We start from the raw sequence: 26,159 nt of genomic DNA, 5'->3' as shown, positions 1-26,159 counted from the left end.
TCAGGGCGCGATCCAGGCCAGGGTCGCCATGCGCCCGGTACGACGATCGCGCCGGTGCGAATACAGGTCAGGATCAGCCATGGTCGACACCGTGCCGCCATACACCTGCGCCGGGTCCATCCCCGCCGCCTGCAGGCGCTGTCGCGCCAGCGCGAACAGGTCCACCTTCCAGTGGCCGGCGCGGGTAGCCACGAACGCCGCCTCGGCGGCCGGATCATGGCCGACGAAAGCGTGGAAGACCTCCTCGCCGATCTCGTAGTCGGCCGGTCCGGCGGCCGGGCCCAGCCAGGCCCGCAGCTGCGCCGGCGGCGTCTGCATGACGGCCACCGTGGCCTCCAGCATGCCGTCAGCCAGCCCACGCCAGCCGGCATGGGCCGCGCCCACCTCGCTGCCATCGGCCGCGGCAAACACCACCGGCAGGCAGTCGGCGGTCAGGATCGCCAGCACCACGCCCGGCACCGAGGTCACTGCGGCGTCGGCCACCGGTTCGCTGGTGCCAGGCACCGGCGGCGCGGTGAAGCGCAGCACGGTGCTGCTGTGCACCTGGCGCAGCCAGTGCGGGGCCGAGGGCAGTGCCAGCCCCTGCTGCAGCAGCTGGCGGTTGTGCTCCACGTTGGCCGGGGTATCACCATCGGCCGCGTGCCGGTTGCCCAGGTTGAACTGCGCGAACGGTGCCGGCGAAATGCCCGCGCCATGCCGACGCGTGGTCAGCGCATGGACGCCTGCCGGCGCCGGCCAGTCCGCCTGCAGCAACGGCAGCGCGGCCGCCATCACCAGCGGTCCCGCTCGCGGGCAGCGAAGGCTTCGCTGTCTTCGCGCAGCACCTTCATCAGGTGCAGCATGTCCTCCGGCACCGGCGCGGTATTGCGCACCGGCTCACCGGTGATCGGGTGCATGAACTCCAGGGTCTCGGCGTGCAGGGCCTGGCGCTTGAAGCCGCGAAGCGCGGCCACCAGCTCGTCGCTGGCGCCCTTGGGCAGCTTCAGCGCACCGCCGTACAGCGGGTCGCCGATGATCGGGTGGCGCACGTGCGCCATGTGCACGCGGATCTGATGGGTACGGCCGGTTTCCAGGCGGCACTCCAGCGCGGTGTGCGCACGGAAGCGCTCGCGCAGGCGGTAGTGGGTCACCGCTTCCTTGCCGTCTTCGCGCACCGCCATCTTCAGGCGGTCGCGCGGGTGGCGGTCGATCGGGGCATCGGCGGTACCGCCCGCCACCAGCGCGCCCATCACGATGGCCAGGTACTGGCGGTGCACGTCACGGGCCGCCAGCTGCTCGACCAGTGCGGTCTGCGCTTCCAGGGTCTTGGCCACCACCATCACGCCGCTGGTGTCCTTGTCCAGGCGGTGCACGATGCCCGCGCGCGGCAGCACCGCCACCGACGGGTCGCGGAACAGCAGGGCGTTCACCAGGGTGCCGCTGTGGTTGCCGGCGCCGGGGTGGACCACCAGGCCGACCGGCTTGTTGATCACCAGCACGTGCTCGTCCTCGAACAGCACGTCCAGCGGGATGTCCTCCGGCTGCGCGTCGGTCTGGGTTTCCAGCACCACATGGAGGGTCACCACCTCGCCGCCGCGCAGCGGATCGCGCGGGCGCACCTGGGCGCCGTCCAGCAGGACGTCACCGGACTTGATCCACTCGGTCAGGCGCGAACGCGAGTATTCGGGGAACAGTTCGGCCACGACGGCGTCGAAACGACGGCCGGCAGCGGTGTCGGGGACGATGGCCTGGCGGGCCGATTCAGAGGGTTGTTCAGACATGGCAGGGGGCATTCTTTGAAATTTTGGGGTCCCGGCGGCCGGTTTCAGTCGCTGGACAGGACACTAGGCTATCATCGACCCTTCGTATTCCAGCCGCGTCCCGCCTCGACCCCATGATCCGACGCTCCGCCATGCTCTCCGCGCCCGTCCGCCTCACCGCCCTGCTGCTGGTGCTGGTCATCGCCGCAACCGGCTGCCATCGCGGCGCCAAGAAGGGTGATCGCCCCGATGAAGGGACGCCGGTCGAACAGCTGTACGAGAAAAGCCACAAGCTGATGCAGGGCGGCAACTGGAGCGGCGCCGAAGCCAGCTTCCGCCGCCTGGTGGCCCAGTACCCCTACGGCCCCTACACCGAGCAGGCGATGATCGAAACCGCCTACGCCCAGTACAAGGCCGGCAAGCACGATGACGCGGTGTCCAGCATCGACCGCTTCATCCGTACCTACCCGACGCACCGCAACATCGCCTACCTGTACTACCTGCGCGGCCTGGCCAACTCCAACCGCAGTACGGTTTTCCTGCGCCGCGTATGGTCGCTGGACGCCAGCCGCCGCGATCTGTCCACGCCGCACCAGGCGTACTCGGACTTCAACATCGTGGTTGATCGTTACCCGAACAGCCGCTACGCCGCCGATGCGCGCCAGCGCATGCTGGAGCTGCGTGACGTGTTCGCCCAGCACGAGCTGGACAACGCCCTGTACTACATGCGCCGCGGCGCCTGGGTCTCGGCCGTGGGCCGCGCCAACTACCTGCTGGAAACCTACCCGCAGAGCGCCTTCCAGTACGACGCCGTGGCCGTGCTGGCCGATTCCTACACCCACCTGGGCAACAAGACCCTGGCCGACGACGCCCGTCGCGTCCTGCAGCTGAACCAGCCGGACCACCCGTGGCTGGAAGGCAAGTGGCCGAAGTACCCGTGGATGATCCGCAAGCTGAACCCGTTCGCCGGCGAGAAGTCCGCCAGCACCGGCCAGCGCAACGCACGACTGGAAAAGAAGTAAGAGAGGGCCCCGAAAGGGGCCTTTTCTTTGTCGGTAGATCCACGCCATGCGTGGATGGTTCGTGCACCAATGGACCACGACACTCGGAATGCTACGAATCCCCGGCAGTTGCGACGGCGGTCGCACCCCGCCTGGGCGGGGGTGTCCACACTGCGGCGCTGCGGCCACACCGGCCATCACGGAGCGCCCCATGCCGACACGGCCCTGTAGTTTCCGTTTCCTGTCCTGCCTTCTCGCCAGCGCCCTGCTGGCGCTGACCCTGGCGCCCTCGGCCGCCGCGCGGGACGCACCGGGCGATCTGCTGTCTGCCGCCCCCTATCGCGCGCCCTGGGTGCCGTCCAGGGCCGCCCAAGCGTATAAGCTGCACTATCGCACCCCGGACCACCGCGGCCAGTTGGCCGAAGGCACTGGCCTGCTGTACCTGCCCGCCGGCGCGGCACCTGCGGGCGGGTGGCCGGTGGTGTCCTGGGCACATGGCACCCAGGGCATCGCGGATCGCTGTGCGCCGTCGGTCTCCGGCCCCACCCATGCCGAACGCGACGGACGCTTCCTGGACGTGTTCCTGGCCCAGGGCTATGCCGTCGCCGCCGCCGACTACCAGGGCCTGGGCAGCCCAGGCAATCATGCCTACCTGCACGTGCGTACCGCGGCGCGCAACGCCATCGACATGGTCAAGGCCAGCCGCCAGTACCTGGGTACGGCAACATTGTCGCCGCGCTGGGTCTCGGTCGGATATTCGCAGGGGGGCGCGGCCGCATTGACAGCAGGCCATCTGGCCGCCTCCCATGGCGGCCCATCCCTGCAGTACCGCGGCAGTTTCACCGCCGGAACGCCCACCGCAGTCGAACTGACCGCGCTGGTGATGAATCCCGGCAACCGCACCGCCAATCCTGGCGCACCCAACGCATATCACGCGTATCTGCTCGACGGCCTGCTGCAGGTCGCGCCTCAGATCGACCGCGTCCTCAGCGACGCAGGTCGTGCCCGTGTGGCAGTGGCCCGCGAGCAGTGCCTGAGCGAACTGACCGCCACGCTGGACGGCGCCGATACCGGCAGCATGTTTACTGCACCACTGACCAGCGTGCCGGGCATCTGGGCGGTGCTGTACGACTATCTGGGTGTACCGCGCCGCGGCTTCAGCCAGCCGCTGATGCTGGCCCATGGCAGCGAGGACCGCGACGTGCCCTATCTGACCACCCTGCTGTACGCCGCAGGCCTGGCCGTGCGCGGCGAGCCGGTCGCGTTCCGGCGCTACCCGGTCGATCACCGCGGTACGCTGGACGCAGCGGCGGCCGATGGCCTGGCTTTCGTGCGTGCGCGGCTGGAGGACGGCCACTTCGATGAAGCCACCGAAACAGCCGGCCTCGAACAACTGCTCGACGACGTTCGGTAGAGCCACGCCATGCGTGGATACGCGGTGTACGGGGTTGCCGGCCAGCGGCCGGCACTACCGATCACAGTAGAGCCACGCCACACGTGGATACGCGATGTACGGGTTGCCGGCCAGCGGCCGGCACTACCCGCCAACCGCTGCCTCAGCCCTTGTAGCCGTTGCTGATCGGGTAACGTCGCTCGCGGCCGAAGGCGCGGCGCGAGACCTTCGGCCCCGGCGCGGCCTGGTGCCGCTTCCACTCGCTGATGCGCACCAGCCGCAGCACGCGGTCGACCACGGCTGCGTCGTAGCCGGCGGCCACGATCTCCGTGCGCGACTGCTCCTGGTCGACGTAGCGGTACAGGATACCGTCCAGCACGTCATAGGCCGGCAACGAATCCTGGTCCAGCTGGTTCTCGCGCAGCTCGGCTGACGGCGGGCGGCTGATCACCGCCGGCGGGATCACCGGCGCGCCGCCCACCGTGTTGCGCCACTTGGACAGGCCGAACACCTCGGTCTTGTACAGGTCCTTCAGCGGCGCATAGCCACCGCACATGTCGCCGTAGATGGTGGCGTAGCCGACCGCATACTCGCTCTTGTTGCCCGTGGTCAGCAGCAGGCCACCGAACTTGTTGGCCAGCGCCATCAGGATCACGCCACGACTGCGCGACTGCAGGTTCTCTTCGGTCACGTCCGGCGCGGTGCCCTCGAACATCGGCGCCAACGCTTCCATCAGGCCCTTGAATGCCGGCTCGATCGACACCGCCTCCAGCTTCACACCCAGCGCCTGGCACTGCTCGGCCGCCAGGTCGCTGGACAGGCCCGCGGTGTAGCGCGAGGGCAGGCGCACGGCGGTCACGTTCTCCGCACCCATCGCGTCCACCGCCATGGCCAGCACGATCGCCGAGTCGATGCCGCCGGACAGGCCCAGCCACACCTTCTTGAAGCCATTCTTGCGGCAATAGTCCTGGATGCCACGGGTCACCGCACGCCAGGCCAGCGCGTCCATGCTCTCGTCGCCATCGTCCATCCACACGTGCGGCATGAAGCGGCGGGTTTCACCGTCGTACTCCACCACCAGCCACTGGTCGACGAAGGCGGCGGCAGCCGGGTGCACCGTGCCGTCACCGTCGGCCACCACCGAAGCGCCGTCAAACACCAGCGCATCCTGTCCACCGACCACGTTGAGATAGGCGATCGCAGCCCCGCTTTCGCGGGTGCGCGCGGCCAGCACCGCGTCGCGCTGGGCGTGCTTGCCACGCTCGTACGGCGAAGCATTCGGCACCACCACCAGCTGCGCACCGGCGCGCATGGTGTCGGCCAGCGGCTCGGCAAACCACAGGTCCTCGCAGATCAGCAGGCCGACAGGAATGCCATTGACCTCGAACACGCAGCTGCCGCCATCCGGATCGACGTCGAAGTAGCGGCGCTCGTCGAACACCGCGTAGTTGGGCAGCTCGCGCTTGCGGTAGGTCTGCTCGACCAGGCCGTCACGCAGCACGCTGGCGGCGTTGTAGACCACCGCGCCGGCGGCCTGCGGCCAACCGACCACGGCGGTGATGCCACGGCAGGCGGCGGCGATGCGGGCCATCGCCTGCTCGCACTCGTACAGAAAGCCCGGGCGCAGCAGAAGGTCCTCCGGCGGGTAGCCGCTCACCGCCAGCTCGGGGAACATCACCAGCTCGGCGCCGTACTCGTCGCGCGCCTGGCCGATCATCTCGATGATGCGCTCGGTGTTGCCGGCGACATCGCCGACCGGGAAGTCGAACTGCGCCATCGCGATGCGGATCGAAGCCATGGGAATCCAGCCTGTGGTTGCAATGCCGCCATTGTAGCGCTGCGCCATGCGCGCGCCCGGCGCGCTCGCTGCGTGGACAGCCCCGGCTCAGTAGATCCACGCCATGCGTGGATGGGCTTGCCGGGATGGCCAGGACGCCAGATGCAGAAAGGCCGCCCGGAGGCGGCCTTTCTGTTGGAGCAAGTCGAGCATGGCTCGACTCTACAAGAGCGTGCCGGCCGAGGGCCGGCAACACTCTTATTTCACCAGCTTGGCGATGGCAGCGCCCAGGTCGCCCGGCGAACGGACGGTGACGACGCCAGCGGCTTCCATCGCGGCGAACTTGCCTTCCGCGGTGCCCTTGCCGCCCGAAGCAATCGCACCAGCGTGGCCCATGCGCTTGCCGGCCGGAGCCGACGCACCGGCGATGAAACCGACGACCGGCTTCTTCACGTGGTTCTTGATGTACTCGGCGCCGGCTTCTTCAGCGTCACCGCCGATTTCGCCAACCATGATGATGCCTTCGGTCTGCGGGTCTTCGTTGAACAGCTTCAGGCAGTCGACGAAGTTCAGGCCGTTGATCGGGTCACCGCCGATGCCGATGCAGGTGGACTGGCCCAGGCCGACTTCGGTGGTCTGCTTGACCGCTTCATAGGTCAGGGTGCCCGAACGCGACACGATGCCGATCTTGCCCGGCTGGTGGATGTGGCCCGGCATGATGCCGATCTTGCACTCACCCGGGGTGATGACGCCCGGGCAGTTCGGCCCGATCAGCACGGTGTCCGGATGCGAACGGGTCAGCACGTTCTTGACGCGCAGCATGTCCAGCACCGGGATGCCTTCGGTGATGCAGACGATGACCTTGATGCCGGCAGCAGCGGCTTCCAGGATCGCGTCAGCCGCGTACGGCGGCGGCACGTAGATGACCGAAGCATTGGCGCCGGTGCTCTGCACGGCGTCGGCAACGGTGTTGAAGACCGGCAGGTCGATATGGGTGGTGCCACCCTTGCCCGGGGTCACGCCGCCAACAACCTGGGTGCCGTACTCGATCATCTGAGTGGCGTGGAAGGTGCCCTGCTGGCCGGTGAAGCCCTGCACGATCACCTTGGTGTTCTTGTTAATCAAAACAGACATGGGAATTCCTTGGTGTCGAATCAGGCAGCGTTCTTGACAGCTTCAACGATCTTCTTGGCGCCATCGTTGATGTTGTCAGCCGGGATGATGGCCATGCCGCTGTCGCGCAGCAGCTGCTTGCCTTCTTCCACGTTGGTGCCTTCCAGGCGCACCACGACCGGAACCTTGACGCCCACTTCCTTCACGGCGGCGATGATGCCTTCGGCAATCATGTCGCAGCGGACGATGCCGCCGAAGATGTTGACGAAGATGCCTTCAACCTTGTCCGAGGACAGGATCAGCTTGAACGCTTCGATGACGCGCTGCTTGTTGGCACCGCCGCCCACGTCCAGGAAGTTCGCCGGCTCGCCGCCGTTGAGCTTGATGACGTCCATGGTGGCCATGGCCAGGCCGGCGCCGTTCACCATGCAGCCGATGTTGCCGTCCATGGTGACGTAGTTGATGTCCAGCTCCGAAGCGATCACTTCGGTCGGATCTTCCTGGGTCTTGTCGCGCATGGCGACCAGGGCCTTCTGGCGGAACGCGGCGTTGTCGTCGCTGTCGAACTTGCCGTCCAGCGCGTACAGGTTGCCGTCGTCCAGGATGGCCAGCGGGTTGATTTCAACCAGGGCCAGGTCCTTTTCGTTGAACAGGCGGTACAGGTTCACCATGATGCTGGCGAACTGGCCGGCCTGCTTGGCGGTCAGGCCCAGCTTGAAGCCGAAATCACGGCCGTGGTAACCCTGCACGCCTTCGACGAAGTCGACGTTCAGCGAGTGGATCAGCTCCGGGGTTTCAGCAGCGACCTGCTCGATTTCCACGCCGCCTTCCGAAGAGGCGATGTAGGTGATGGTCTTGGTGCCACGGTCGACCAGCACCGACAGGTACAGTTCCTTGACGATCTCGCCGGCGGTGGTCACCAGCACCAGGTTGACCGGCAGTTCAACGCCAGCGGTCTGGTAGGTGGCCATCTTGGTGCCGAGCATCTTGGCCGCAGCGGCCTTCACGTCGTCGGTGGTCTTGCAGAACTTGACGCCGCCAGCCTTGCCGCGGCCGCCAGCGTGGATCTGCGCCTTGACCATCCAGGGGCCCTGGCCCAGGGAGTTGGCAGCGGCAACCGCTTCGTCCGGGGTCGCAGCGACCTTGCCGGCCGGGACCGGGATGCCGTACTCGGCAAGCAGTTGTTTTGACTGGTATTCGTGGAAATTCATGCGTCACCGTGGGAATAGGAACGACCGCACGCAATTCCTCAGGGCCCCGGCGGGGCGCCGGCATGGACCGCGGCGGGCCCACTATTGTGGCCGAGCCAGCGCCGGGGCGCAAAGAAGTCTGTACAAAACGCCAGACCCGGCCAGATTTCCGCCGTCATTCAGGCAGTTGCGCCCGGGGGCCCACTGGCCACCGGTATCCATCCCGGGCCAAATGCGCGATCCGGCCCGCTCCGGCGGCGCCGTGCCGGGCGCCCTATACTGGTCAACCAAGGTGTGTAGAGTCGAGCCAGCTCGACGGCTTCCACCGCAGGCCACATCGAAGCGTCGTGCCCGCCCGGCTTCAGGGGACGCCAGGCAGGCCCGCCGCAGATTCCAGACCCAGGCAGCCAGAAGGGGAGTTCCGGCGTGTCACCCAGTGCTTCATTGATCGACCGCATCGAATCGATTCCGCGGCGTGAGCTGTATTTCTTCGCGCTGTACCGGGTGCTGATCGCCTCGGTCATCGCCGCCCTGCTCTACAGCCCGCTGTCGGCCATGGTCGGCGAAGCGCACCACCCGCGGCTGGCCGACACCGTCGCCGCCATCTACTTGGTGCTGTCCCTGCTGGCCCTGGTGATCGGCCGCAACGAACGCTGGCTGCGCCCGATCGTGGTCAGCGGCGTGCTGGTGGATATCGTCGCCGCCACCCTGCTGTCACATGCCCTGCCCGGTGCCAGCGCCGGCATCTCGATGTCGCTGCTGTTCAACATCGCCGCGGCCGCCACCCTGCTCCCGCTCAGCCTGGGGCTGGGCCTGGCGCTGGCCGCCAGCCTCGCCACCGGCGTGGAGTACACCTGGAAGCTGCTGGAAGGCGGCGATCCCACCCGTACGCTGGCCGAACTGGCGATGTTCGCCACCAGCTACCTGGCGCTGGCCTTCATCAGTTACCAGGTCGGCAGCCGCGCGCGCCGCAACCAGCAGCTGGCCAACCAGCGCGGCGATGAAGTGGCCAACCTGTTCCAGATCAACGAGCTGATCATCCGCCGCATGCGTACCGGCGTGCTGGTGGTCGACGCCGACAACCGCGTCACCCTGGCCAACGAAGCCGCCTCGATGCTGCTCGGTGACAGCGATGGCAGTGGCGAAAGCGGCCGCCTGGACCTGGCCAGCGCCGCCCCGGAACTCGCCCGTCGCCTGCAGCGCTGGCGCAACGGCTGGGCCCAGGACGAACTGCCGCTGCAACTCAACCCCGACCAGCCTGAAGTGCAACCCCGCTTCGCGCGCCTGCTGGCCGGCAGCGACCTGGCCCTGGTGTTCCTGGACGACTCCAGCGTGGTCTCGCGCCGTGCCGAATCGCTCACCCTATCGGCGATGGGGCGCTTCTCGGCCAGCCTCGCCCATGAGATCCGCAATCCGCTGGCCGCGATCAACTACGCGGTGCAGCTGCTGGAAGAAGGGACCGGCTTCAACGAAAGCGACCGCCGCCTGCTGCAGATCATCCGCCAGCAGTGCCAGCGCACCAATGGCATTGTCGAAAGCGTGCTGGGCCTGGCCCGACGCGAGCGCGCCACGCCCGAGAACGTCGACCTGGCCGCCTTCGTGCGCCGCTTCGTGCTGGAGTACAAGCAGGGGCAGACGCTGGAGACCGACAGCATCGAGCCGATCATCAACGACACCTCGGTGCTGGCCCAGGTCGACACCAAGCACCTTTACCAGGTGCTGACCGTGCTGGTGCACAACGCACTCAAGTACGGACGCATCGGCCAGCAACCGGCACGGGTGCGCCTGCGCGTGGCGCAGCACGAGCGCAGTGCGGTCATCGACGTGATGGATCGTGGCCCCGGCATTCCCGAGAGTGTCGCCGCGCAGTTGTTCCGGCCGTTCTTCACCACGTCCGAGCATGGCACCGGGCTGGGCCTGTACATCGCCCGCGAGCTGTGCCGGGCCAATCAGGCACGGCTCGACTACATCCCGGTTCCGGCCGGTGGCTCCTGCTTCCGCCTGGTGCTGCCCGGCCCGCATACACTGCTGCCGAGCTGATTCCGTGCGTCAAACATTTGTCGCTTCCAGCCCTCTCGTTTATCTTTCACGCCCATGAACGAAACCCGCAGCGCCCTCGTCGTCGACGACGAACGCGACATCCGCGAACTGCTGGTACTGACGCTCGGCCGCATGGGGCTGCGCATCAGTACGGCAGCCAACCTTGCCGAAGCGCGCGAACTGCTGGCCAGTAATCCGTACGACCTGTGCATCACCGACATGCGCCTGCCGGACGGCAATGGCATCGAGCTGGTCAGCGAGATCGCCCAGCACTACCCGCGCACGCCGGTAGCGATGATCACCGCCTTCGGCAGCATGGACCTGGCGGTGGAAGCGCTGAAGGCCGGCGCCTTCGACTTCGTCAGCAAGCCGGTGGACATCGCCGTGCTGCGTGGCCTGGTCAAGCACGCGCTGGAGCTCAACAACACCGAACGCCCCGCGCCCGGCCCCGCCGCCGAACAGGGTGCGCGCCTGCTTGGCGACTCGCCGGCCATGGACGTGCTGCGCACCACCATCGGCAAGGTCGCGCGCAGCCAGGCGCCGGTCTACATCCTCGGTGAATCCGGCGTGGGCAAGGAACTGGTCGCGCGCACCATCCATGCCCAGGGCGCCCGTGCGGCCGGCCCGTTCGTGCCGGTCAACTGCGGCGCCATTCCCGGCGAGCTGATGGAGAGCGAATTCTTCGGCCACCGCAAGGGCAGCTTCAGCGGCGCCCACGCCGACAAGCCCGGGCTGTTCCAGGCCGCGCATGGCGGCACCCTGTTCCTCGACGAAGTGGCCGAGCTGCCCCTGCAGATGCAGGTGAAGCTGCTGCGCGCGATCCAGGAAAAATCGGTGCGGGCGGTCGGCGCTGCCAACGAGGAGCCGGTGGACGTGCGCATCCTCTCGGCCACCCACAAGGACCTGGCCGAACTGGTCGAGGACGGGCGCTTCCGCCACGACCTCTACTACCGCATCAACGTGATCGAACTGAGGGTGCCGCCGCTGCGCGAGCGTCGCCAGGACCTGCCGGAACTGGCCGCATCGGTGCTGGCACGGCTGGCCCGCAGCCATGGCCGCCCGACGCCGCTGCTGGCGCCGTCGGCACTGGACGCACTGGCGCAGTACGCCTTCCCCGGCAACGTGCGTGAACTGGAAAACATCCTGGAACGCGCGCTGGCACTGGCCGAAGAAGACCGCATCGGCGCCGACGACCTGCGCCTGCCGCAGCACGCCCCGCGCACGCCCGGCAGCGCAGCACATGCCGAAGCCGTGGTGGACCTGCAGCCCGGCAGCGCCGCCCTGCCCTCGTACATCGAACAGCTCGAACGCAGCGCCATCCAGCGCGCGCTGGAAGAGAACCGCTGGAACAAGACCCGCACCGCCGCGCAGCTGGGCATCACCTTCCGCGCGCTGCGCTACAAGCTGAAGAAGCTGGGGATGGAGTAAACCCGGGGTCGGCACTGCGCCATCCACGCATGGCGTGGATCTACCGACGAACCTGGTAGTGCCGGCCGCTGGCCGGCAACCTCACGCATCGCGGCATCCACGCACGGCGTGGATCTACCTCAATCCTTGGTAACGCGATTGATCTCGGCCAGGCTGGTCACACCCGCAGCCGCCTTCTTCAACGCCGACTGGCGCAGATCGTTCACCCCGATCTGCTGTGCGGCCTCGGCAATCTGCAACGCATTGCCACCGGCCAGCACGATCGTGGCGATCTCGTCCGTCATCGGCATCACCTGGTAGAGACCGGTACGGCCCTTGTAGCCCTCGGTGCACTCATCACAGCCGACCGCCTCATACAGCTCGATACCCGCATCCAGCTGTGCCTGGGTGAAGCCTTCGGCCAGCAGCGCATGCTCGGGCAGGTTGGATGGGCGCTTGCAGTTGCTGCACAGCCGGCGCGCCAGGCGCTGGGCGATCACCAGGGTCACCGAGCTGGTGATGTTGTACGGCGCGATGCCCATGTTCATCAGGCGCGCGATGGTCTGCGGCGCATCATTGGTGTGCAGCGTGGACAGCACCATGTGGCCGGTCTGCGCCGCCTTGATCGCGATCTCGGCCGTTTCCAGGTCGCGGATTTCGCCGACCATGATGATGTCCGGATCCTGTCGCAGGAACGAGCGCAGTGCCGCGGCGAAGGTCATGCCGCGCTTGTTGTTCTGCTGCACCTGGTTGACGCCCGGCAGACGGATTTCCACCGGGTCTTCGGCGGTTGAGATGTTGCGCGTCTCGTCGTTGAGGATGCCCAGCGCGGTGTACAGCGACACCGTCTTGCCCGAACCGGTCGGGCCGGTCACCAGCACCATGCCGTACGGCTTGTGGATGGCTTCCAGGAACAGCTTCTGCTGGTCCGGTTCGTAACCCAGCTTGTCGATGCCCAGCTTGGCCGCGCTGCCGTCCAGGATACGCAGCACCACCTTCTCGCCGAACAGCGTCGGCAGCGTGCTCACGCGGAAGTCGATCTGCTTGGTCTTGGACAGGTTGAGCTTGATGCGTCCATCCTGCGGCACGCGCTTTTCGGCGATATCCAGCTGCGCCATCACCTTCAGGCGCGCGGCGATACGCTGGTTCAACTTCACCGGCGCACGCGCGACCATCTTCAGCAGACCGTCGATGCGCAAGCGCACACGATAGTCGTCTTCATAGGGCTCGAAGTGGATGTCCGAGGCGCCCTTGCGGATCGCGTCCACCAGCACCTTGTTGACGAACTTCACCACCGGGGTGTCATCACCCTTGGCGTCGATGCCGGAGTCGCCCCCTCCAGAAATGTCCTCGTCACCGCCGGACACATCCAGATTACCGATGCCATCGTCGTCCCCCCCCAGCGCGTCGCCCAGCGTGTCATGGCTGGCATGCCACTGCTCGAGCGTGCGGCGGATCTGGTCCTCATCGACCAGGATCGGCTCCACCACCAGATTGGTGTGGAACTTGATCTCGTCCAGCGAATGGGTCGGGTTGCTGGTGCCCACGAACAGCTTGCCACCGCGTTTGAACAACGGCAGCACGTTGTGCTTGCGCAGCAGCTCCTCGCTGACCAGGCTCATCGCGTTCTGGCTGGCATCGAACGTGGACACGTCGAACAGCGGCATGCCGAACTCGACCGCATTGGCGGCCGCCAACTGCGCGGCGCCGACCACCTTGTTCTGCGCGAACCAGGTGGGCAACGGTTGTCGAGCAGCGGCGGCCTTGGCCATGGCGTCGCGGGCGGTGGCCTCGTCCAACGCACCATCCTGGACCAAGCGGCGGGCCAGACCAGTGATGCCTACGAGATTGGCGGTGATACTTGCGTTCATGAAATACTCCTACTCCCGCAGGAAGCGTACCCCACCGCCGCTTCGACAGGAACCTCAGCAACACTTACTTGTGAGGGCAACCCTTGGGTGCAACTTCGGCAGGCGCACTGGTGGTGCAGTCCCATACACCGGTTGCAGGTGCATAGGTGATGACAACCGAGGCCGAAGCAACCTTGCCGTTTACACCAGTCGCCTTCATCTGAGCAGTGATGACACAAGGAGTGGCAGCCGCGGCTGAAATGCTGGCCACGTACTTCCCCTGCGTAATGGCGGTATTGGGCAACGCGCACGAGCTGGCATCATTCGCGTTTGCGAATTGCTCCCCCACTGGAATCTTCAGCCCACCCATCAATACGACAGCCTCAGACAGTTGAGTCCGTGCCGTGTAATCGTTGTATTGAGGTATTGCGATCGCTGCAAGAATTGCGATGATCGCCACGACGATCATCAACTCGATCAAGGTAAAACCGGCTTCATTCTTCATAAATGCGCTCCCCAATGCGCAGTGTCAACGATGTTCGACGAGACTTACCTTTCATCGAGAACACATCTGGCTCCGTAAAAAAAAGCCCCGGCTGAGCCGGGGCCTTTCTGTACAGCGAAGCTGGTCGATTAGACGCAGGCCTTCGGCTTGACGGACGCGTCGACGTCGGTCGAGCAGGTCCAAGCACCAGTCGCCGGGGTAAAGGTGAGTTCAACCTTCTTACCCGAAGCCTTGGCGTTCACGCCGGTGGTACCCATGGTGGCAGTGATAACGCAGGGCGACGCACCGTTGGCAACGACCGTGGCGACGTACTTGCCCTTCTGCACGGAGCTGGCCGGAACGACGCACGACTTGGCGGCGTCATCGTCCTGTGCAAAAGCTTCAACAACCGGAGTCTTCAGACCACTGGCCAGCGTGTAAGCCTCAGACATCTGGGCGCGGGCGGTGTAGTCGTTGTACTGCGGGATCGCGATGGCGGCCAGGATGGCGATGATCGCAACGACGATCATCAGTTCGATAAGGGTGAAGCCCTTCTGGTTGTTCATTTGGTACATCCCCAAGATAGTGGTGGTTGATTTCAGAGCACAGGATCGGTCTGGCCAGCGGCCAGCTGAGCGGGTCCTGCCCCCTGCGGGTGGATCAACGCAGGTTGCGTGCCAACCCCGGCACGCCTCCCCCTGGATTTCCCCGCGCCCATGATGGCAGCTATTTCACGGATGGGAACCCCCCGGGTGCAAATCTGCGATGGACGCGGCAATGTGACGCAGTGCGTCACCTTTGGTCGGCACCCGGCACGAATTCGCATCATGGCCCCCCTGGCAACTGCCCAGACGGACGTGAACCGGCTACCATCAACGGCTAGACGCCCGCCTGGGGATGGCGGGTCTTGGGGAGCCGATATGTCTGTCAGTCGCAGTGCGATCAAGAAGGAGCCCGTGGCGCGCAGCACCACGGAACTGCAGCCGTTTGTCTGGGAGGGGACCGACAAGCGGGGTGTGAAGATGAAGGGAGAGCAGTTGGCAAAGAACGCCAACCTACTCCGTGCCGAGCTTCGCCGGCAGGGCATAAGCCCAGGCCAGGTAAAGCCAAAGCCGAAGCCGCTGTTCGGGGCTGCGGGAAGTCGAATTACACCCAAAGATATCGCGTTCTTCAGTCGCCAGATGGCGACGATGATGAAATCTGGCGTACCGATTGTTTCGGCGCTGGACATCATCGGCAGCGGCCACAAGAACCCGCGCATGAAGAAGATGGTCGACGGGATCCGTACCGACATTGAAGGTGGCTCGTCGTTGTACGAGTCTGTCAGCAAGCATCCCGTGCAGTTTGACGAACTCTATCGGAACCTGGTTCGGGCAGGCGAAGGCGCCGGCGTGCTGGAGACTGTGCTGGACACAGTAGCAACATACAAAGAGAACATCGAAGGGCTAAAAGGAAAAATCAGGAAGGCCTTGTTCTACCCTGCCATGGTGGTCGTTGTCGCGCTGCTGGTCAGTGCGATCATGTTGATTTTCGTGGTGCCGCAGTTCGAGGAGGTCTTCAAGAGCTTTGGTGCGGACTTGCCTGCCTTCACCCAGCTGATCGTAGACCTCTCGCGATTCATGGTTTCATGGTGGTGGCTGATGGCCCTCGTCCTGGTGGGCGCAGTCGCCGGCTTTGTCATGAGCTACAAACGCTCCCTAAAAATGCAGCACACACTTGATCGATTTGTGCTCAAGATCCCCGTCATCGGCCAGATCATGAACAACAGTGCCGTTGCACGGTTCGCAAGAACAACTGCCGTAACGTTCAAGGCCGGTGTGCCGCTCGTGGAGGCGCTCGGAATCGTCGCGGGCGCCACGGGCAACAAGGTCTACGAGGAGGCCGTCCTGCGCATGCGCGACGATGTCGCAGTGGGCTACCCCGTCAACATGGCCATGAAGCAGACCGCACTGTTCCCGCACATGGTCATCCAGATGACCGGCATTGGCGAGGAAGCCGGTGCACTGGATGCGATGCTGTTCAAGGTCGCCGAGTATTATGAACAGGAAGTCAATAATGCTGTGGATGCCCTGAGCAGCCTGCTCGAACCGATGATCATGGTCTTCATCGGTGTCGTTGTAGGCAGTATGGTCATCGGCATGTACCTTCCCATCTTCAAACTTGGCGCCGTCGTCGGCTAAAGGCATCAATGGCATTTCTCGACCAGCATCCCGGCCTCGGCTACCCCGCCGCGGCCGCCCTGGGGCTGCTGCTGGGCAGTTTCCTCAACGTCGTCATCCTGCGCCTGCCCAAGCGGCTGGAGTGGCAGTGGAAGCGCGATGCGCGCGAGGTCCTGGAAGAACCAGACTTCTACGAACCCCCGCCACCAGGGATCGTGGTCGAGCCCTCGCACTGCCCGCATTGCAAGCACAAGCTGAGCTGGTACGAGAACATCCCGCTGTTCAGCTGGATCATCCAGGGCGGCAAGTGCCGCCACTGCAAGGCGCCGATCTCGCTGCAGTACCCGCTGGTCGAGGCCCTGACCGCGGTGCTGGTGCTGGCCTGCGTCTGGCAGTTCGGCTTCGGCTGGCAGGGCTTCGGCGCCATCGTGCTGACCTGCTTCCTGATCGCCTTGTCCGGCATCGACCTGCGCACCCAGCTGCTACCCGACCAGTTGACCCTGCCACTGATGTGGCTGGGCCTGATAGGCAACATCGACAACCTGTACATGCCGGCCAAGCCTGCCTTGGTCGGCGCGGCGGTGGGCTATCTGTCGCTGTGGATGGTCTGGTGGCTGTTCAAGCAGTTGACCGGCAAGGAAGGCATGGGCCACGGAGATTTCAAGCTGCTGGCCGCCCTCGGCGCGTGGTGCGGGCTGAAGGGCATCCTGCCGATCATCCTGCTGTCGTCGGTGCTGGGCGCCATCATCGGCTCGATCTGGCTGTACACCCGGGGCCGTGATCGCGCCACGCCGATCCCGTTCGGCCCCTACCTGGCCATCGCGGGCTGGCTGTACTTCATGTGGGGCGCTCCCGTGGTGGAGCAGTACCTGGTGTTGAGCGGACTGCGCTGAGGGGAATCCCCATGAGCTGGTATGTGGTTGGCCTGACCGGCGGCATTGCCGCTGGCAAGAGCGAGGTGACCCGGCGCTTCGAGGCGCTGGGCATCGTGGTGGCCGACGCCGACCTGGCCGCCCGCGCGGTGGTTGCTGCCGGCAGCCCAGCCCTGGGCCGCATCGCCGAGCGCTTCGGCGCCGACATGCTGCTGACGGACGGCAGCCTGGACCGGGCGCGCCTGCGTACCCACGTGTTCGCCGACCCGACCGAACGGGCCGCGCTGGAAGCGATCACCCACCCGGCCATCCGCCTGCTGATGCAACAGCAGTGCGAACAGGCCGCCAGCCCCTATGCGATTGCCGCCATTCCACTGCTGACCGAGGTCGGTGGGCGGCAAGCCTACCCGTGGTTGGACCGGGTACTGCTGGTGGATGCGCCCGAAGCCGTGCAGCACGCCCGGCTGATGCAGCGCGACGGCATCGACGCCGCGCTGGCCGACCAGATGATCGCCGCCCAGGCCAGCCGCACGCAGCGGTTGGCACTGGCCGATGATGTGGTGGTCAACGATGGCCACCCGGAAGAGCTGCAGGCGCAGGTGGAACAGTTGCATGCGCGGTATCTGGGGTTGGCTGGGGGCTGAGTCCCTAGTGTTGCGCGGGAGTGCATTCGCGCATGGCTTGGATCCACTGCGACATTGCCACCCCCTCATCTCGATCGACGTTGACGTTGCCTTTTCCGCCTACGCCTATCCGCCGATCCTTTTCCGTGCCAAACCACAACGGAAAAAAAATGAACATCACTCCCGCGACAGCCCAGGAAAAGCCCATCAGTTTGTTATAGGCCGACTGCCCGAACAGACGACTCAAGGCGCTGTACAGGCTGCAGTTCGCTCAGCAAGGCCCCGTTCCAATCAATGCATCGTCCATGACCGCCACGCCATAGACGACCATCAGCACACCCACGAGACATCCGAAAATACGCACGGCAAGCATCTGTCTTCCTGTGTGGGCGCCAAAGACTCTGCAACGGGCGCAAATAACTCCAATCTCTTGGCGGATGAATCAAGCTCTTAAGCTCTACGACTCAGGACTTCCTGATCGACCGCGCTCGATCAAAGTGAAGTCGTGCTCTGTATCTGGACAATGCAGTAGACCGAATCCAGGCGCTCGCAACAACGCACCTCGTCCGAGGTACCGCCACTCTTCCGCGGAAAAGCCAACTGCATAAGACTCATCATCGATCACGGCAACCACGATCCCGCGCGTTCCGCCACCAAGATCAACGGTGTCACCAAGCAGCACTCTTTCCCCATCCGGGTAGTTCATAGGAAGCACTCAGGGAAGTCCATGAATGTCGACGAGATCAGAGCGGGCCTCGAGCTCAAGCATACCTTCGGATAGCGCCATACGGGGTGGTCGATTCGGATTTCCAACTGTCGGCCACCAACAGGACCGAGCTAGACATACGGATCGAAATCCAATGAGACTCCACCAGACGCCATCAGCCTGATCACGTCACAAGAAAGATTGAAACCCGGCCACACCCCGCGCTGACTCGATAGGCGCACTCCCACCTGCAGCGCCCACAGCTTTGCCTCTCCCTCCACCTTCTCAAGGCCGCGCTGCAACGCTTCATGAACTCCCCCCTGGATGTCGCCAGTTCTGCATTGCTGGCGCTCGACTCTGGAAAGGATGACTTCTTCACCACTTACAGGAGAGTCACCAACGAGAACGACAACCAGCTCAGGTCGCGTCGATGGGGCACTTTCCTCCTTCAATTCCAATCCATCTGCGCCGTCGTCTCCAATCAACTCGGGATCGAAGTTCAATGAAGCGGATATAGACGCCATCTTTTCAACGGTTACGGAAGAGAGGTTTAGACACGCCCTCGCCCCCTCGCCAATCCGAACTCGCACATCGACCTCAAGAGCCTGATGGGTCGAGTCGGCCAGGCTCGCCGCTCCGCGACAATCAACGACTTTCCTGATCAGAACATCCGCAGCATCCAGCTCATTCACTTCGCGCGAAAGCTGCGCCATCAAGTCATAGCTCGCACAGCCAGCTACCGAAGCCGTCAATTTCACTTCAATCTCAGGATGCATCACTTCCACCGACGATTGGCAACTTCCACGAATAGAGCAGAGGATTATACGAACACCAGAATGATGCAATCGAAGCTTCGCTGCGGACCGAGCCGCTTGCAATGCGCGGAAGCTCTTTCGCGCATGACTTGGATCTCCTGAGATATTCCATCCACTCATCTCTATCGACGTAGGCGCCCCTTCTTCCGCCTACGCCTTTCCGCGGATCCTTTTCCGTGCCAAACCACAACGGAAACAAAAATGAACATCACTCCCGCAACAATCCAGGAAAAGCCCATCAATTTGTTATAGACCGACTGCCCTAACAAACGAATCAAGGCGCTATAGAGACCACAGTTCGCTCGGCAAGGACCTGTCCCAATCAATGCATCGTCCATGACTGCAACGCCATAGACGACCATCAATAGACCCACGAGAAAGCCGAATATCCTTAGGACCACCACTTATCTGCGCCCCTTCCAATTGATTAACGTGTCGCGCACTACCTCAATGATATCCGCAGACTCGACCTCGGGCCTTGAGAGAAGTGGCGGATACGGATTCATATAGTAGGCGCTCGCACAAGAGCAGCCGCGTGCATGAACCTGCGCCACAAGCGATGGCCCTGCAGGCGCAGGTGGGAGCGCTGCATGAGCGCTATCTGGGGTTGGCTGGGGGCTGAGTCCTGGCTGCCGGCCAGCGGCCGGCACTACCGAAGCGAATCCACGCATGGTGTGGATCTACTGGACGGTTTGGTTGCCGGCCAGCGGCCGGCACTACCGAGGCGCATCCACGCATGGCGTGGATCTACTCCAGCTGGAGGCGGGCGTAGCGGGCCAGTTCGCGGGCGCCGAGCAGCAGGCCGTCGACGACATCCGGGCTGAGCTGCTGGTGGGCACCACCCTGCTCGCGGGCGGCTTCGGCGGCGTGCAGCACCTGCATGAGTGCATTCAAGCCGGCCAGGGTGCGGCTGAGGCCGGCCATGGTGGCCGCCTGGGCCGGGCTGAGGCCCGCAGCTTCCAGCCGCCGGCCGTCGGCGGCATCGCGGCCGTCCATGCGGGCCAGCAGCGCGGGCAGCAGATCCTTGGGGTCATCGAGCAGGGTTTCGACGCGCTCAGCGACGTCGGCCGGCAGCAGATCGGCGGCTTCGCCGATCAGGGCGTGCAGTTGGGGGAACAGTGGGCGTGCGGACATGGTGAGGCTCCTCGCAGTCGGCAGGCCACCTGCGGATGCAAGGTGGCGGACGGTGCGGGTTGGCGTACCGGAGACCCAACAACTCAAAAGCTAAGGAAAAAGACTCCAGCGGATTCTGATGAATCCCCACGCACCGTCCGCCGAAACAAGGCAGGCGATGCATTTTCCATGATGGCCGCGGCGCATCTGGAGCTTTTGAATTGTTGGTTTTTTTCAGGACGCCAATCCCGGCCAGGGCACCTGCCCCGGCCGCCCCATCTGGCCATCACGCAGCAGCGTGATCTGTAAGGAAATTCTCAAGCCGCAGTTGGGTGCACGAATGCGTGCATGCGGGCACGCACGCGGCGTGGCGGCGATCACGGTGATGTCGTGTTGGGCTTCTGGCCGATCATTCCCGCGAGGATGATGCGGTGGCACAAGCGACACAGGGCGCGATGCAAGGTCGGCAGGGTTCGTGCCGACCAAGGTCGGCACCCACCAAAGCAGTGGCCCTTACAACGGCTTCGGCGAGAACGTCAGGGTAGCGATCACGCCGCGTTCGCCACCGGGGCGCACGCTGACCTGCCAGCCGTACAGATCGCACAGGCGGCTGACGATCGACAGGCCAATGCCACCGCCCTGCGAATGGCCGGCATGCGTGCCGCGATAGCCACGCTGGAACAGCTTGGCGGCGTCTTCTTCGCTCAGGCCCGGGCCACTGTCAGTCACCGACACCGAATTGCTGCCGACAAAGACGCGCACTTCGCCATCCTGCGAGTACTTCACCGCGTTGCCGATCAGGTTGCCCAGCGCCACCGACAACGCCGCCTCGGGTGCATCGATCACCAGGTTGCGCTCGCCTTCCAGTGCCAGTTCCAGCGGCTTGCCACCCAGCTGTGCGCGGTGGGCGTCCAGCAGCTGTTCGGCCACGCGGGCGACGTTGCTGGTGCCCTGCCCGCGCTCGTTGCGCGACAGCAGCAGCAGTGCGCCGATCAGGTCGCTGCACTGTTGTTCGGCGCGCTGGATGCGCTGCAGACGCTGCAGCACCTTCTCATCCAGGCCGGGCCGGGTCAGCAGCAGCTCAGTGGCGCCACGGATCACCGCCAGCGGCGTGCGCAGCTCATGGCTGACGTCGGCATTGAACTCACGGTCGCGCTGTACCACTTCGGTCAGCCGCGACGAATAATCATCCAGCGCCTGCGCCAGCTGCCCCACTTCGTCATCGGGGAAGCGCGGCGCCAGCGGCTCGGGATCACTGGTGCCGCCGCGATAGGCACGCAGCCGCGCGGCCAGGTCCGAGACCGGCTTCATCACCTTCGACGCCGACCACCAGCCCAGCACCAGCGACAACAGGCTGAACACCAGCACCGACAGCACCAGTGCGCGGTTGAGCTGCTGCCCGCCGCGCACGCTGTCGGTCATGTCGTAGGCCAGGAACGCCCAGGCGTCGGGCGTCTTGCGCACGGCCAGCTTGTAGGCGTACGGCTGCCCACGTTCGTCAGTGCCCGAGATATTGTGGTTGCCATCAGGCAACGCTGCCCAATCAGGCTCTTCCTCGCGCAGCGCATCGAACTTGTCGGGTTTGACGAGGCGCGCGCGCATCTGCTGCACGGGCAGGTCGGGGTTGCGATCCGGGCTCTCGTAGAACCGCCGCACGTACTCGTTGATGTTTCGGTTCATCACGTCTTCCACCAGCTGGTTTTCCACGCGCATGCGGGCCCAGTTGGTGGCGAACGCGAACAGTGTCGTCAGGCAGAAGCCCAACAACACGAACGAGACGATGATGCGGCTGCGCAGGCGCCGCCGATACGGCGAACGCCGGCGCTCCCCCTTGGTTGCCACGGAATCAGGCTTCCGGGGTGGCGATGCGGTATCCGATGCCATGGCGGGTCTGGATCAGCGGCACTTCAAACGGCTTGTCGACCACCGCACGCAGGCCGTGGATGTGGACACGCAGCGAATCCGAGTCGGGCAGCTCCTCGCCCCAGACGCGGGTTTCCAGCTCCTGGCGGGTGACCACGGCCGGGGCGGCCTCCATCAGGGCCTGCAGGATCTTCAGCGCGGTCGGGTTGAGCTGCAGCAGCTTGCCCTGGCGGCGCACTTCCAGCGTGTCCAGGTTGTATTCCAGGTCGCCGGTTTCCAGCACGCGGGTCTGCACGCCCTTGCCGCGGCGCGACAGTGCGTTCAAGCGCACTTCCACTTCCTGCAGCGCGAACGGCTTGATCAGGTAGTCATCGGCGCCGGAATCGAAACCGGCCAGCTTGTTGTCCAGCGAGTCGCGGGCGGTCAGCATCAGCACCGGGGTCTGCTTGCGCGCTTCGTTGCGCAGCTTGCGGCACACTTCGATGCCATCCATGCCCGGCAGGTTCAGGTCCAGCACGATGGCGTCGAACTCGTGGACCACGGCCAGGTGCAGCCCGGTCACGCCGTCGGCGGCGAAGTCCACGGTGTGGCCACGATCCTCAAGGTAGTCGCCAAGGTTGGCGGCGATGTCGCTGTTGTCTTCGATTACGAGAATGCGCACTGGGACCTCTGGTTCTTGAAGGGTCGTCGGGGGGCCAGGCCCACCCGCTCAGGATGCCCCTGTGCGGGTGGACGCGACGTCTACCTGCTGAACGATACAGGTTCCATTCTTAACATTTCGTACCGAAGGGGCGACACCGGCAAAAGCCCCCGCGTCAGCTGGTTCAGCGGCTGATGCGCTGCTGGTCGGTCAGCGCCTGGCGGCTTTCTTCCTGGGCCTTGCGACGCTGGGCGACCGTCAGGCAGACGCTGGTCGGCATGTTGCTGCCGGTGAGGCGCTCGCGGCGGCAGATCATGCGGCTGTCGGCCTGGGCACGGGTCATGATGGTGTTGACGATCTCCTGCTCGTTGAACAGGTCGTTGCGCTCCTGCGGGGCCAGTTCGTCCACCTTCTCACGGCCATTCATCTTGACCCTGATCCGGTTCAAGGCCTGCTGCACGCGGCTCTTGTCCTCCAGCCCGATCTCGCTGTAGTCCTCGCTGCCCATGGCCGTTTCAACGCGGCGGATCTGTTCGGACACCGGGGTGAAGGAATCCATCTGCACGGTGTCCTTCTGCGCCTTGGCCTGCACGGTGGCCACCAGGCCGAGCGACAGCATCAGGGCGAGCGTAGTGTTGCGGTACATGACGAGCTCCATGTTCGTCCATGAATAGGGCCTCGACTTTACGATTCTGCCAATGCGTCCACAAGGGACGCACGGCAGGGTGACCGATGGCGGCGCATGCGATCGGTCCGGCAGCGATCAGGGCTTGTAGTTGTTGAAGCGCTGGTTGTCATTGAGCGCCTTGCGGCTGTCTTCCTGCGCCTTGCGGCGCTGGGCCACGGTCAGGCAGACGCTCTGCGGCATGTTGCTGCCGGTGGTGCGTTCGCGGCGGCAGACCATGCGGCTGTCGGCGTGTGCGCGGGTCATGATCGTGTTGATCACTTCCTGGTCGTTGAATATCTCGGTGCGGTCGTGCGGACTCAGCTGCTCCACACGCTCGTGGTCGCCCATCTTGATCTTGATGCGGCCGAGCGCCTGCTGCACGCGGCTTTTGTCTTCCAGCCCGATCTCGCTGTAGTCCTCGGTGTTGATCGCCGCTTCAACGTTGCGGATCTGTTCGGCCACCGGGGCGTTGGCGTCGAACTTCACCTGCCCTTTCTCGGGCTTGGCGTGGGCGCTGGTGGCCAGGGCCAGGCCCAGCATCAGGGCGAAGGGGGTCATGCGCTGCATCGTTACCTCCAGGTTCTTCCATGAGTGGAACATCGACCCTGCGGTGCCACCGATACGCCGCTACGGCACGTTCGGTGGGCCGAAAGGCAGTGCGGTCAACGCCCGGCGGGCGGTGGGCTGAGCGTGTTGTAGCTGCGCTGGTCGTTGATCAGCGCCTTGCCCTTCTCTTCGATCCGGCGCCGTTCGGCTACGGTCAGGCAGCGGCTCTTGGGCATGTTGCTGCCGGTGGTGCGTTCGTACTTGCAGATCTGCCGGCTGTCTTCATGGCCACGCGCCAACACGGTGTTGATGCGTTCCTGCTCGTTGAAGACCTCGGCCTGCAGCTGCGGCGGCAGCTCCTGCACGGTCTGGCGTTCGCCCATGTGCTGGCGGATACGCGACAGCGACTGCTGTACCTGGCCGCGATCCTCGGCGGACAGCTCGGCATAGTCGGGGGCGGCCAAGGCGGTCTCCACCTGGCGCATCTGCTCGGCAACCGAGCCCTGCCGGTCCATCTGTACAGCGACTTTCTCCGGCTTGGCGGCAACAGCGCCAGACAGGCCCAGCAGCAACGCGATCGTCATGATGCGGTACATCGCCAACCTCCCGATCCATCCCGGAACGAAGGGCCAACTCTACGACCGTCACGCGGCCTCCACAAGAGACCTTGGGCACAGGGCCGACAGGCATAAAAAAGGCCCAGACGGTGCACCCGCCTGGGCCTGAAGTCGTATCCCGATACCGATCCTGCTGAGAGGCAGAGCTGCGGTTCGCTGAAGCCTACGCCGGGGCCGATTAAAGCCTCGTTAAAGCCCCGGATCATTTGCCAATGAGAATCTCAACCGACTGAATAATCAGGGCTTTTTGATCTTCTCGACATGCTCGATGATGCGTGTGGCCACGTCGACCCCGCAGGCCGCTTCGATGCCTTCCAGCCCGGGCGTGGAGTTGACCTCCAGCACCAGCGGGCCACGCGCGGAGCGGATCAGGTCCACGCCGCACACCGACAGGCCCAGCGCCTTGGCCGAGCGCACCGCCACCTGCTGTTCGGCACGGCTGGCCTTGGCCGCCACGGCGGTACCGCCGGCGTGCAGGTTGGAGCGGAAGTCGCCCTCCGGTGCCTGCCGCTGCATCGACGCCACCACCTGGTCGCCCACCACGAAGCAGCGCAGGTCGGCCCCCTTGGCCTCGCCGATGAATTCCTGCATCAGGAAGTTGGCGTACAGGCCGCGCAGCGCTTCGACGATGCCGCGCGAGGCACTGGCCTTTTCGGTCAGGATCACGCCGCGCCCCTGGGTGCCTTCATTGAGCTTCACGACATGTGGCGGCGGGCCAAGCATGGACAGCAGATCGACGGTGTCATCGGGGTTGTCGCCGAACACGGTGACCGGCATGTCGATGCCCTTGGCCGCCAGCAGCTGGTGCGCGCGCAGCTTGTCGCGCGAACGCAGGATGGCATCGGACGGATTGGGCGTGCGTGCGCCCATCAGCTCGAACTGGCGCAGCACAGCGGTGCCGTAGCGGGTGATCGAGGCACCGATGCGCGGGATGACCATGTCCACGCCGGTCATTGGCCGGCCCTTGTAGTGCATGGAAAAGCCATCGGCGGCGATGCGCATGTAGCAGCGCAACGGGTCCAGGATGCGCACGGTGTGGCCGCGCGCGCGCGCCGCCTCGACCAGCCGACGGGTGGAATACAGAGAGCTGTTGCGGGACAGGATGGCGAGCTTCATCGCGGTGGGATCGGTCGGCAGGCGCGAAGCATAGCGCGGGCGTGTGGCGGGTGGATGATGCCTGGCCGGCGCTGCCTGCACCGGTGGTGGCCGGCTCCTGCGGCGACGATTCCGGCAAAGGAACAACCGCCGCCGGATACACCACACGCTCGCTTCAGCATGCGGGCTGATTCCTCTTCTAGAACCCGCGCGCGGCTTCACCCAGCGCCGCGATGCAGGTCATCTGCGTGACCGATCCGGCCGAGGTCCCCTCATAGATCTGCCACAGCAGCTGCGCGGCCTTCGGCCCACCGGCGCGCCCTAATGCACGCAGTGCTTCCAGCTGCCGGGAGGTGCCGGCACCGGAGTTCCTGTAGATCTCGTGAATACTGCCGACGACGTCGTCCTTCGTTTCCATGCGCTGCTTCCCGTGTAGAAAATGCGGCAAC

25 protein-coding genes are annotated in these 26,159 nt (G+C 65.0%); 7 read left to right on the top strand and 18 right to left on the bottom strand.

Translation table 11 applies throughout. The features are described from left to right. Together pgeF and rluD are read right to left on the bottom strand one after the other, a co-directional pair. On the bottom strand, positions 1-771 hold the full coding sequence (gene pgeF / locus BKE09_RS16255; RefSeq protein WP_075676423.1) for a peptidoglycan editing factor PgeF: 771 nt from the start codon (positions 769-771) through the stop codon (positions 1-3). Then, the gene (gene rluD / locus BKE09_RS16250; RefSeq protein ID WP_014038257.1) at positions 771-1,760 is read right to left on the bottom strand and encodes a 23S rRNA pseudouridine(1911/1915/1917) synthase RluD; all 990 of its coding nucleotides are present in this window, start codon (positions 1,758-1,760) and stop codon (positions 771-773) included. The genes pgeF and rluD overlap by 1 nt, the downstream gene beginning before the upstream one ends. A gap of 113 nt (positions 1,761-1,873) precedes the next feature. On the opposite strand from rluD, the gene BKE09_RS16245 reads away from it, so the two are divergent. Together BKE09_RS16245 and BKE09_RS16240 are read left to right on the top strand one after the other, a co-directional pair. Further along, entirely contained in the window at positions 1,874-2,761 is an 888-nt protein-coding gene (locus BKE09_RS16245) for an outer membrane protein assembly factor BamD (RefSeq protein ID WP_042358918.1), read from the top strand. Between the two features lie 190 nt (positions 2,762-2,951). Further along, complete coding sequence (locus BKE09_RS16240; RefSeq protein ID WP_075676422.1) at positions 2,952-4,154, top strand: lipase family protein; 1,203 nt, start codon at positions 2,952-2,954, stop codon at positions 4,152-4,154. 142 nt (positions 4,155-4,296) lie between these two features. Here BKE09_RS16240 and BKE09_RS16235 read toward each other — a convergent pair whose 3' ends face one another. The 3 genes from BKE09_RS16235 to sucC all read right to left on the bottom strand — a co-directional run bounded on the left by BKE09_RS16235 (position 4,297) and on the right by sucC (position 8,234). After that, positions 4,297-5,931, bottom strand: coding sequence for an NAD+ synthase (locus BKE09_RS16235; RefSeq protein WP_075676421.1), 1,635 nt, complete (start codon positions 5,929-5,931; stop codon positions 4,297-4,299). Between the two features lie 237 nt (positions 5,932-6,168). After that, positions 6,169-7,044, bottom strand: a complete 876-nt coding sequence (sucD, locus tag BKE09_RS16230; protein WP_005410793.1) for a succinate--CoA ligase subunit alpha — start codon at positions 7,042-7,044, stop codon at positions 6,169-6,171. 20 nt (positions 7,045-7,064) lie between these two features. Continuing rightward, positions 7,065-8,234, bottom strand: a complete 1,170-nt coding sequence (gene sucC, locus BKE09_RS16225; protein WP_004154430.1) for an ADP-forming succinate--CoA ligase subunit beta — start codon at positions 8,232-8,234, stop codon at positions 7,065-7,067. A gap of 405 nt (positions 8,235-8,639) precedes the next feature. Between sucC and BKE09_RS16220 the strand changes: the two genes are divergently transcribed. Together BKE09_RS16220 and BKE09_RS16215 are read left to right on the top strand one after the other, a co-directional pair. Beyond that, positions 8,640-10,253, top strand: coding sequence for an ATP-binding protein (locus BKE09_RS16220; protein WP_075676420.1), 1,614 nt, complete (start codon positions 8,640-8,642; stop codon positions 10,251-10,253). Between the two features lie 54 nt (positions 10,254-10,307). Next, the gene (locus BKE09_RS16215; RefSeq protein WP_075676419.1) at positions 10,308-11,681 is read left to right on the top strand and encodes a sigma-54 dependent transcriptional regulator; all 1,374 of its coding nucleotides are present in this window, start codon (positions 10,308-10,310) and stop codon (positions 11,679-11,681) included. A gap of 119 nt (positions 11,682-11,800) precedes the next feature. On the opposite strand, the gene pilB is transcribed toward BKE09_RS16215, so the two are convergent. The 3 genes from pilB to BKE09_RS16200 all read right to left on the bottom strand — a co-directional run bounded on the left by pilB (position 11,801) and on the right by BKE09_RS16200 (position 14,560). Beyond that, entirely contained in the window at positions 11,801-13,531 is a 1,731-nt protein-coding gene (pilB, locus tag BKE09_RS16210) for a type IV-A pilus assembly ATPase PilB (protein ID WP_075676418.1), read from the bottom strand. A 64-nt stretch (positions 13,532-13,595) separates the two neighbouring features. Continuing rightward, positions 13,596-14,015, bottom strand: a complete 420-nt coding sequence (locus tag BKE09_RS16205; RefSeq protein ID WP_075676790.1) for a pilin — start codon at positions 14,013-14,015, stop codon at positions 13,596-13,598. A gap of 128 nt (positions 14,016-14,143) precedes the next feature. Beyond that, the gene (locus BKE09_RS16200; RefSeq protein WP_075676417.1) at positions 14,144-14,560 is read right to left on the bottom strand and encodes a pilin; all 417 of its coding nucleotides are present in this window, start codon (positions 14,558-14,560) and stop codon (positions 14,144-14,146) included. Positions 14,561-14,914: 354 nt separating this feature from the next. Between BKE09_RS16200 and BKE09_RS16195 the strand changes: the two genes are divergently transcribed. Genes BKE09_RS16195 through coaE form a run of 3 tightly spaced genes read left to right on the top strand, consistent with a single transcriptional unit; the run spans position 14,915 to position 17,669 of the window. Continuing rightward, the gene (locus BKE09_RS16195) at positions 14,915-16,174 is read left to right on the top strand and encodes a type II secretion system F family protein (RefSeq protein ID WP_075676416.1); all 1,260 of its coding nucleotides are present in this window, start codon (positions 14,915-14,917) and stop codon (positions 16,172-16,174) included. Positions 16,175-16,182: 8 nt separating this feature from the next. Beyond that, complete coding sequence (locus tag BKE09_RS16190) at positions 16,183-17,046, top strand: A24 family peptidase (RefSeq protein ID WP_075676415.1); 864 nt, start codon at positions 16,183-16,185, stop codon at positions 17,044-17,046. A gap of 11 nt (positions 17,047-17,057) precedes the next feature. Beyond that, positions 17,058-17,669, top strand: a complete 612-nt coding sequence (coaE, locus tag BKE09_RS16185) for a dephospho-CoA kinase (protein WP_075676414.1) — start codon at positions 17,058-17,060, stop codon at positions 17,667-17,669. Positions 17,670-17,673: 4 nt separating this feature from the next. Here coaE and BKE09_RS16180 read toward each other — a convergent pair whose 3' ends face one another. From BKE09_RS16180 to BKE09_RS16130, 10 genes are all read right to left on the bottom strand, one after another. After that, positions 17,674-17,895: a hypothetical protein gene (locus BKE09_RS16180; RefSeq protein ID WP_139319667.1), complete on the bottom strand. Its 222-nt coding sequence runs from the start codon at positions 17,893-17,895 to the stop codon at positions 17,674-17,676. A gap of 590 nt (positions 17,896-18,485) precedes the next feature. After that, entirely contained in the window at positions 18,486-19,130 is a 645-nt protein-coding gene (locus BKE09_RS16170; protein WP_075676411.1) for a hypothetical protein, read from the bottom strand. A gap of 786 nt (positions 19,131-19,916) precedes the next feature. After that, the gene (locus BKE09_RS16165; RefSeq protein WP_075676410.1) at positions 19,917-20,303 is read right to left on the bottom strand and encodes a hypothetical protein; all 387 of its coding nucleotides are present in this window, start codon (positions 20,301-20,303) and stop codon (positions 19,917-19,919) included. 492 nt (positions 20,304-20,795) lie between these two features. Further along, positions 20,796-22,166: a HAMP domain-containing sensor histidine kinase gene (locus BKE09_RS16160; RefSeq protein ID WP_075676409.1), complete on the bottom strand. Its 1,371-nt coding sequence runs from the start codon at positions 22,164-22,166 to the stop codon at positions 20,796-20,798. Continuing rightward, entirely contained in the window at positions 22,129-22,806 is a 678-nt protein-coding gene (locus tag BKE09_RS16155) for a response regulator transcription factor (RefSeq protein WP_005410804.1), read from the bottom strand. The genes BKE09_RS16160 and BKE09_RS16155 overlap by 38 nt, the downstream gene beginning before the upstream one ends. 163 nt (positions 22,807-22,969) lie before the next feature. Further along, positions 22,970-23,431 (bottom strand): hypothetical protein, encoded by a 462-nt coding sequence (locus BKE09_RS16150; RefSeq protein ID WP_075676408.1) that lies wholly within the window; start codon positions 23,429-23,431, stop codon positions 22,970-22,972. A 117-nt stretch (positions 23,432-23,548) separates the two neighbouring features. Beyond that, positions 23,549-24,019 (bottom strand): hypothetical protein, encoded by a 471-nt coding sequence (locus BKE09_RS16145; RefSeq protein WP_075676407.1) that lies wholly within the window; start codon positions 24,017-24,019, stop codon positions 23,549-23,551. Between the two features lie 95 nt (positions 24,020-24,114). Next, positions 24,115-24,594, bottom strand: coding sequence for a hypothetical protein (locus BKE09_RS16140; RefSeq protein WP_075676406.1), 480 nt, complete (start codon positions 24,592-24,594; stop codon positions 24,115-24,117). A 258-nt stretch (positions 24,595-24,852) separates the two neighbouring features. Beyond that, positions 24,853-25,731: a 30S ribosomal protein S6--L-glutamate ligase gene (rimK, locus tag BKE09_RS16135; RefSeq protein ID WP_005418651.1), complete on the bottom strand. Its 879-nt coding sequence runs from the start codon at positions 25,729-25,731 to the stop codon at positions 24,853-24,855. 178 nt (positions 25,732-25,909) lie between these two features. Then, positions 25,910-26,128, bottom strand: a complete 219-nt coding sequence (locus tag BKE09_RS16130) for a hypothetical protein (protein WP_075676405.1) — start codon at positions 26,126-26,128, stop codon at positions 25,910-25,912. Positions 26,129-26,159 lie beyond the last annotated feature (31 nt).

The sequence above is a fragment of the Stenotrophomonas sp. TD3 genome (genome assembly GCF_001939825.1).
Taxonomy (GTDB): domain Bacteria; phylum Pseudomonadota; class Gammaproteobacteria; order Xanthomonadales; family Xanthomonadaceae; genus Stenotrophomonas.
This window is presented reverse-complemented; position numbering and strand designations above follow the sequence as displayed.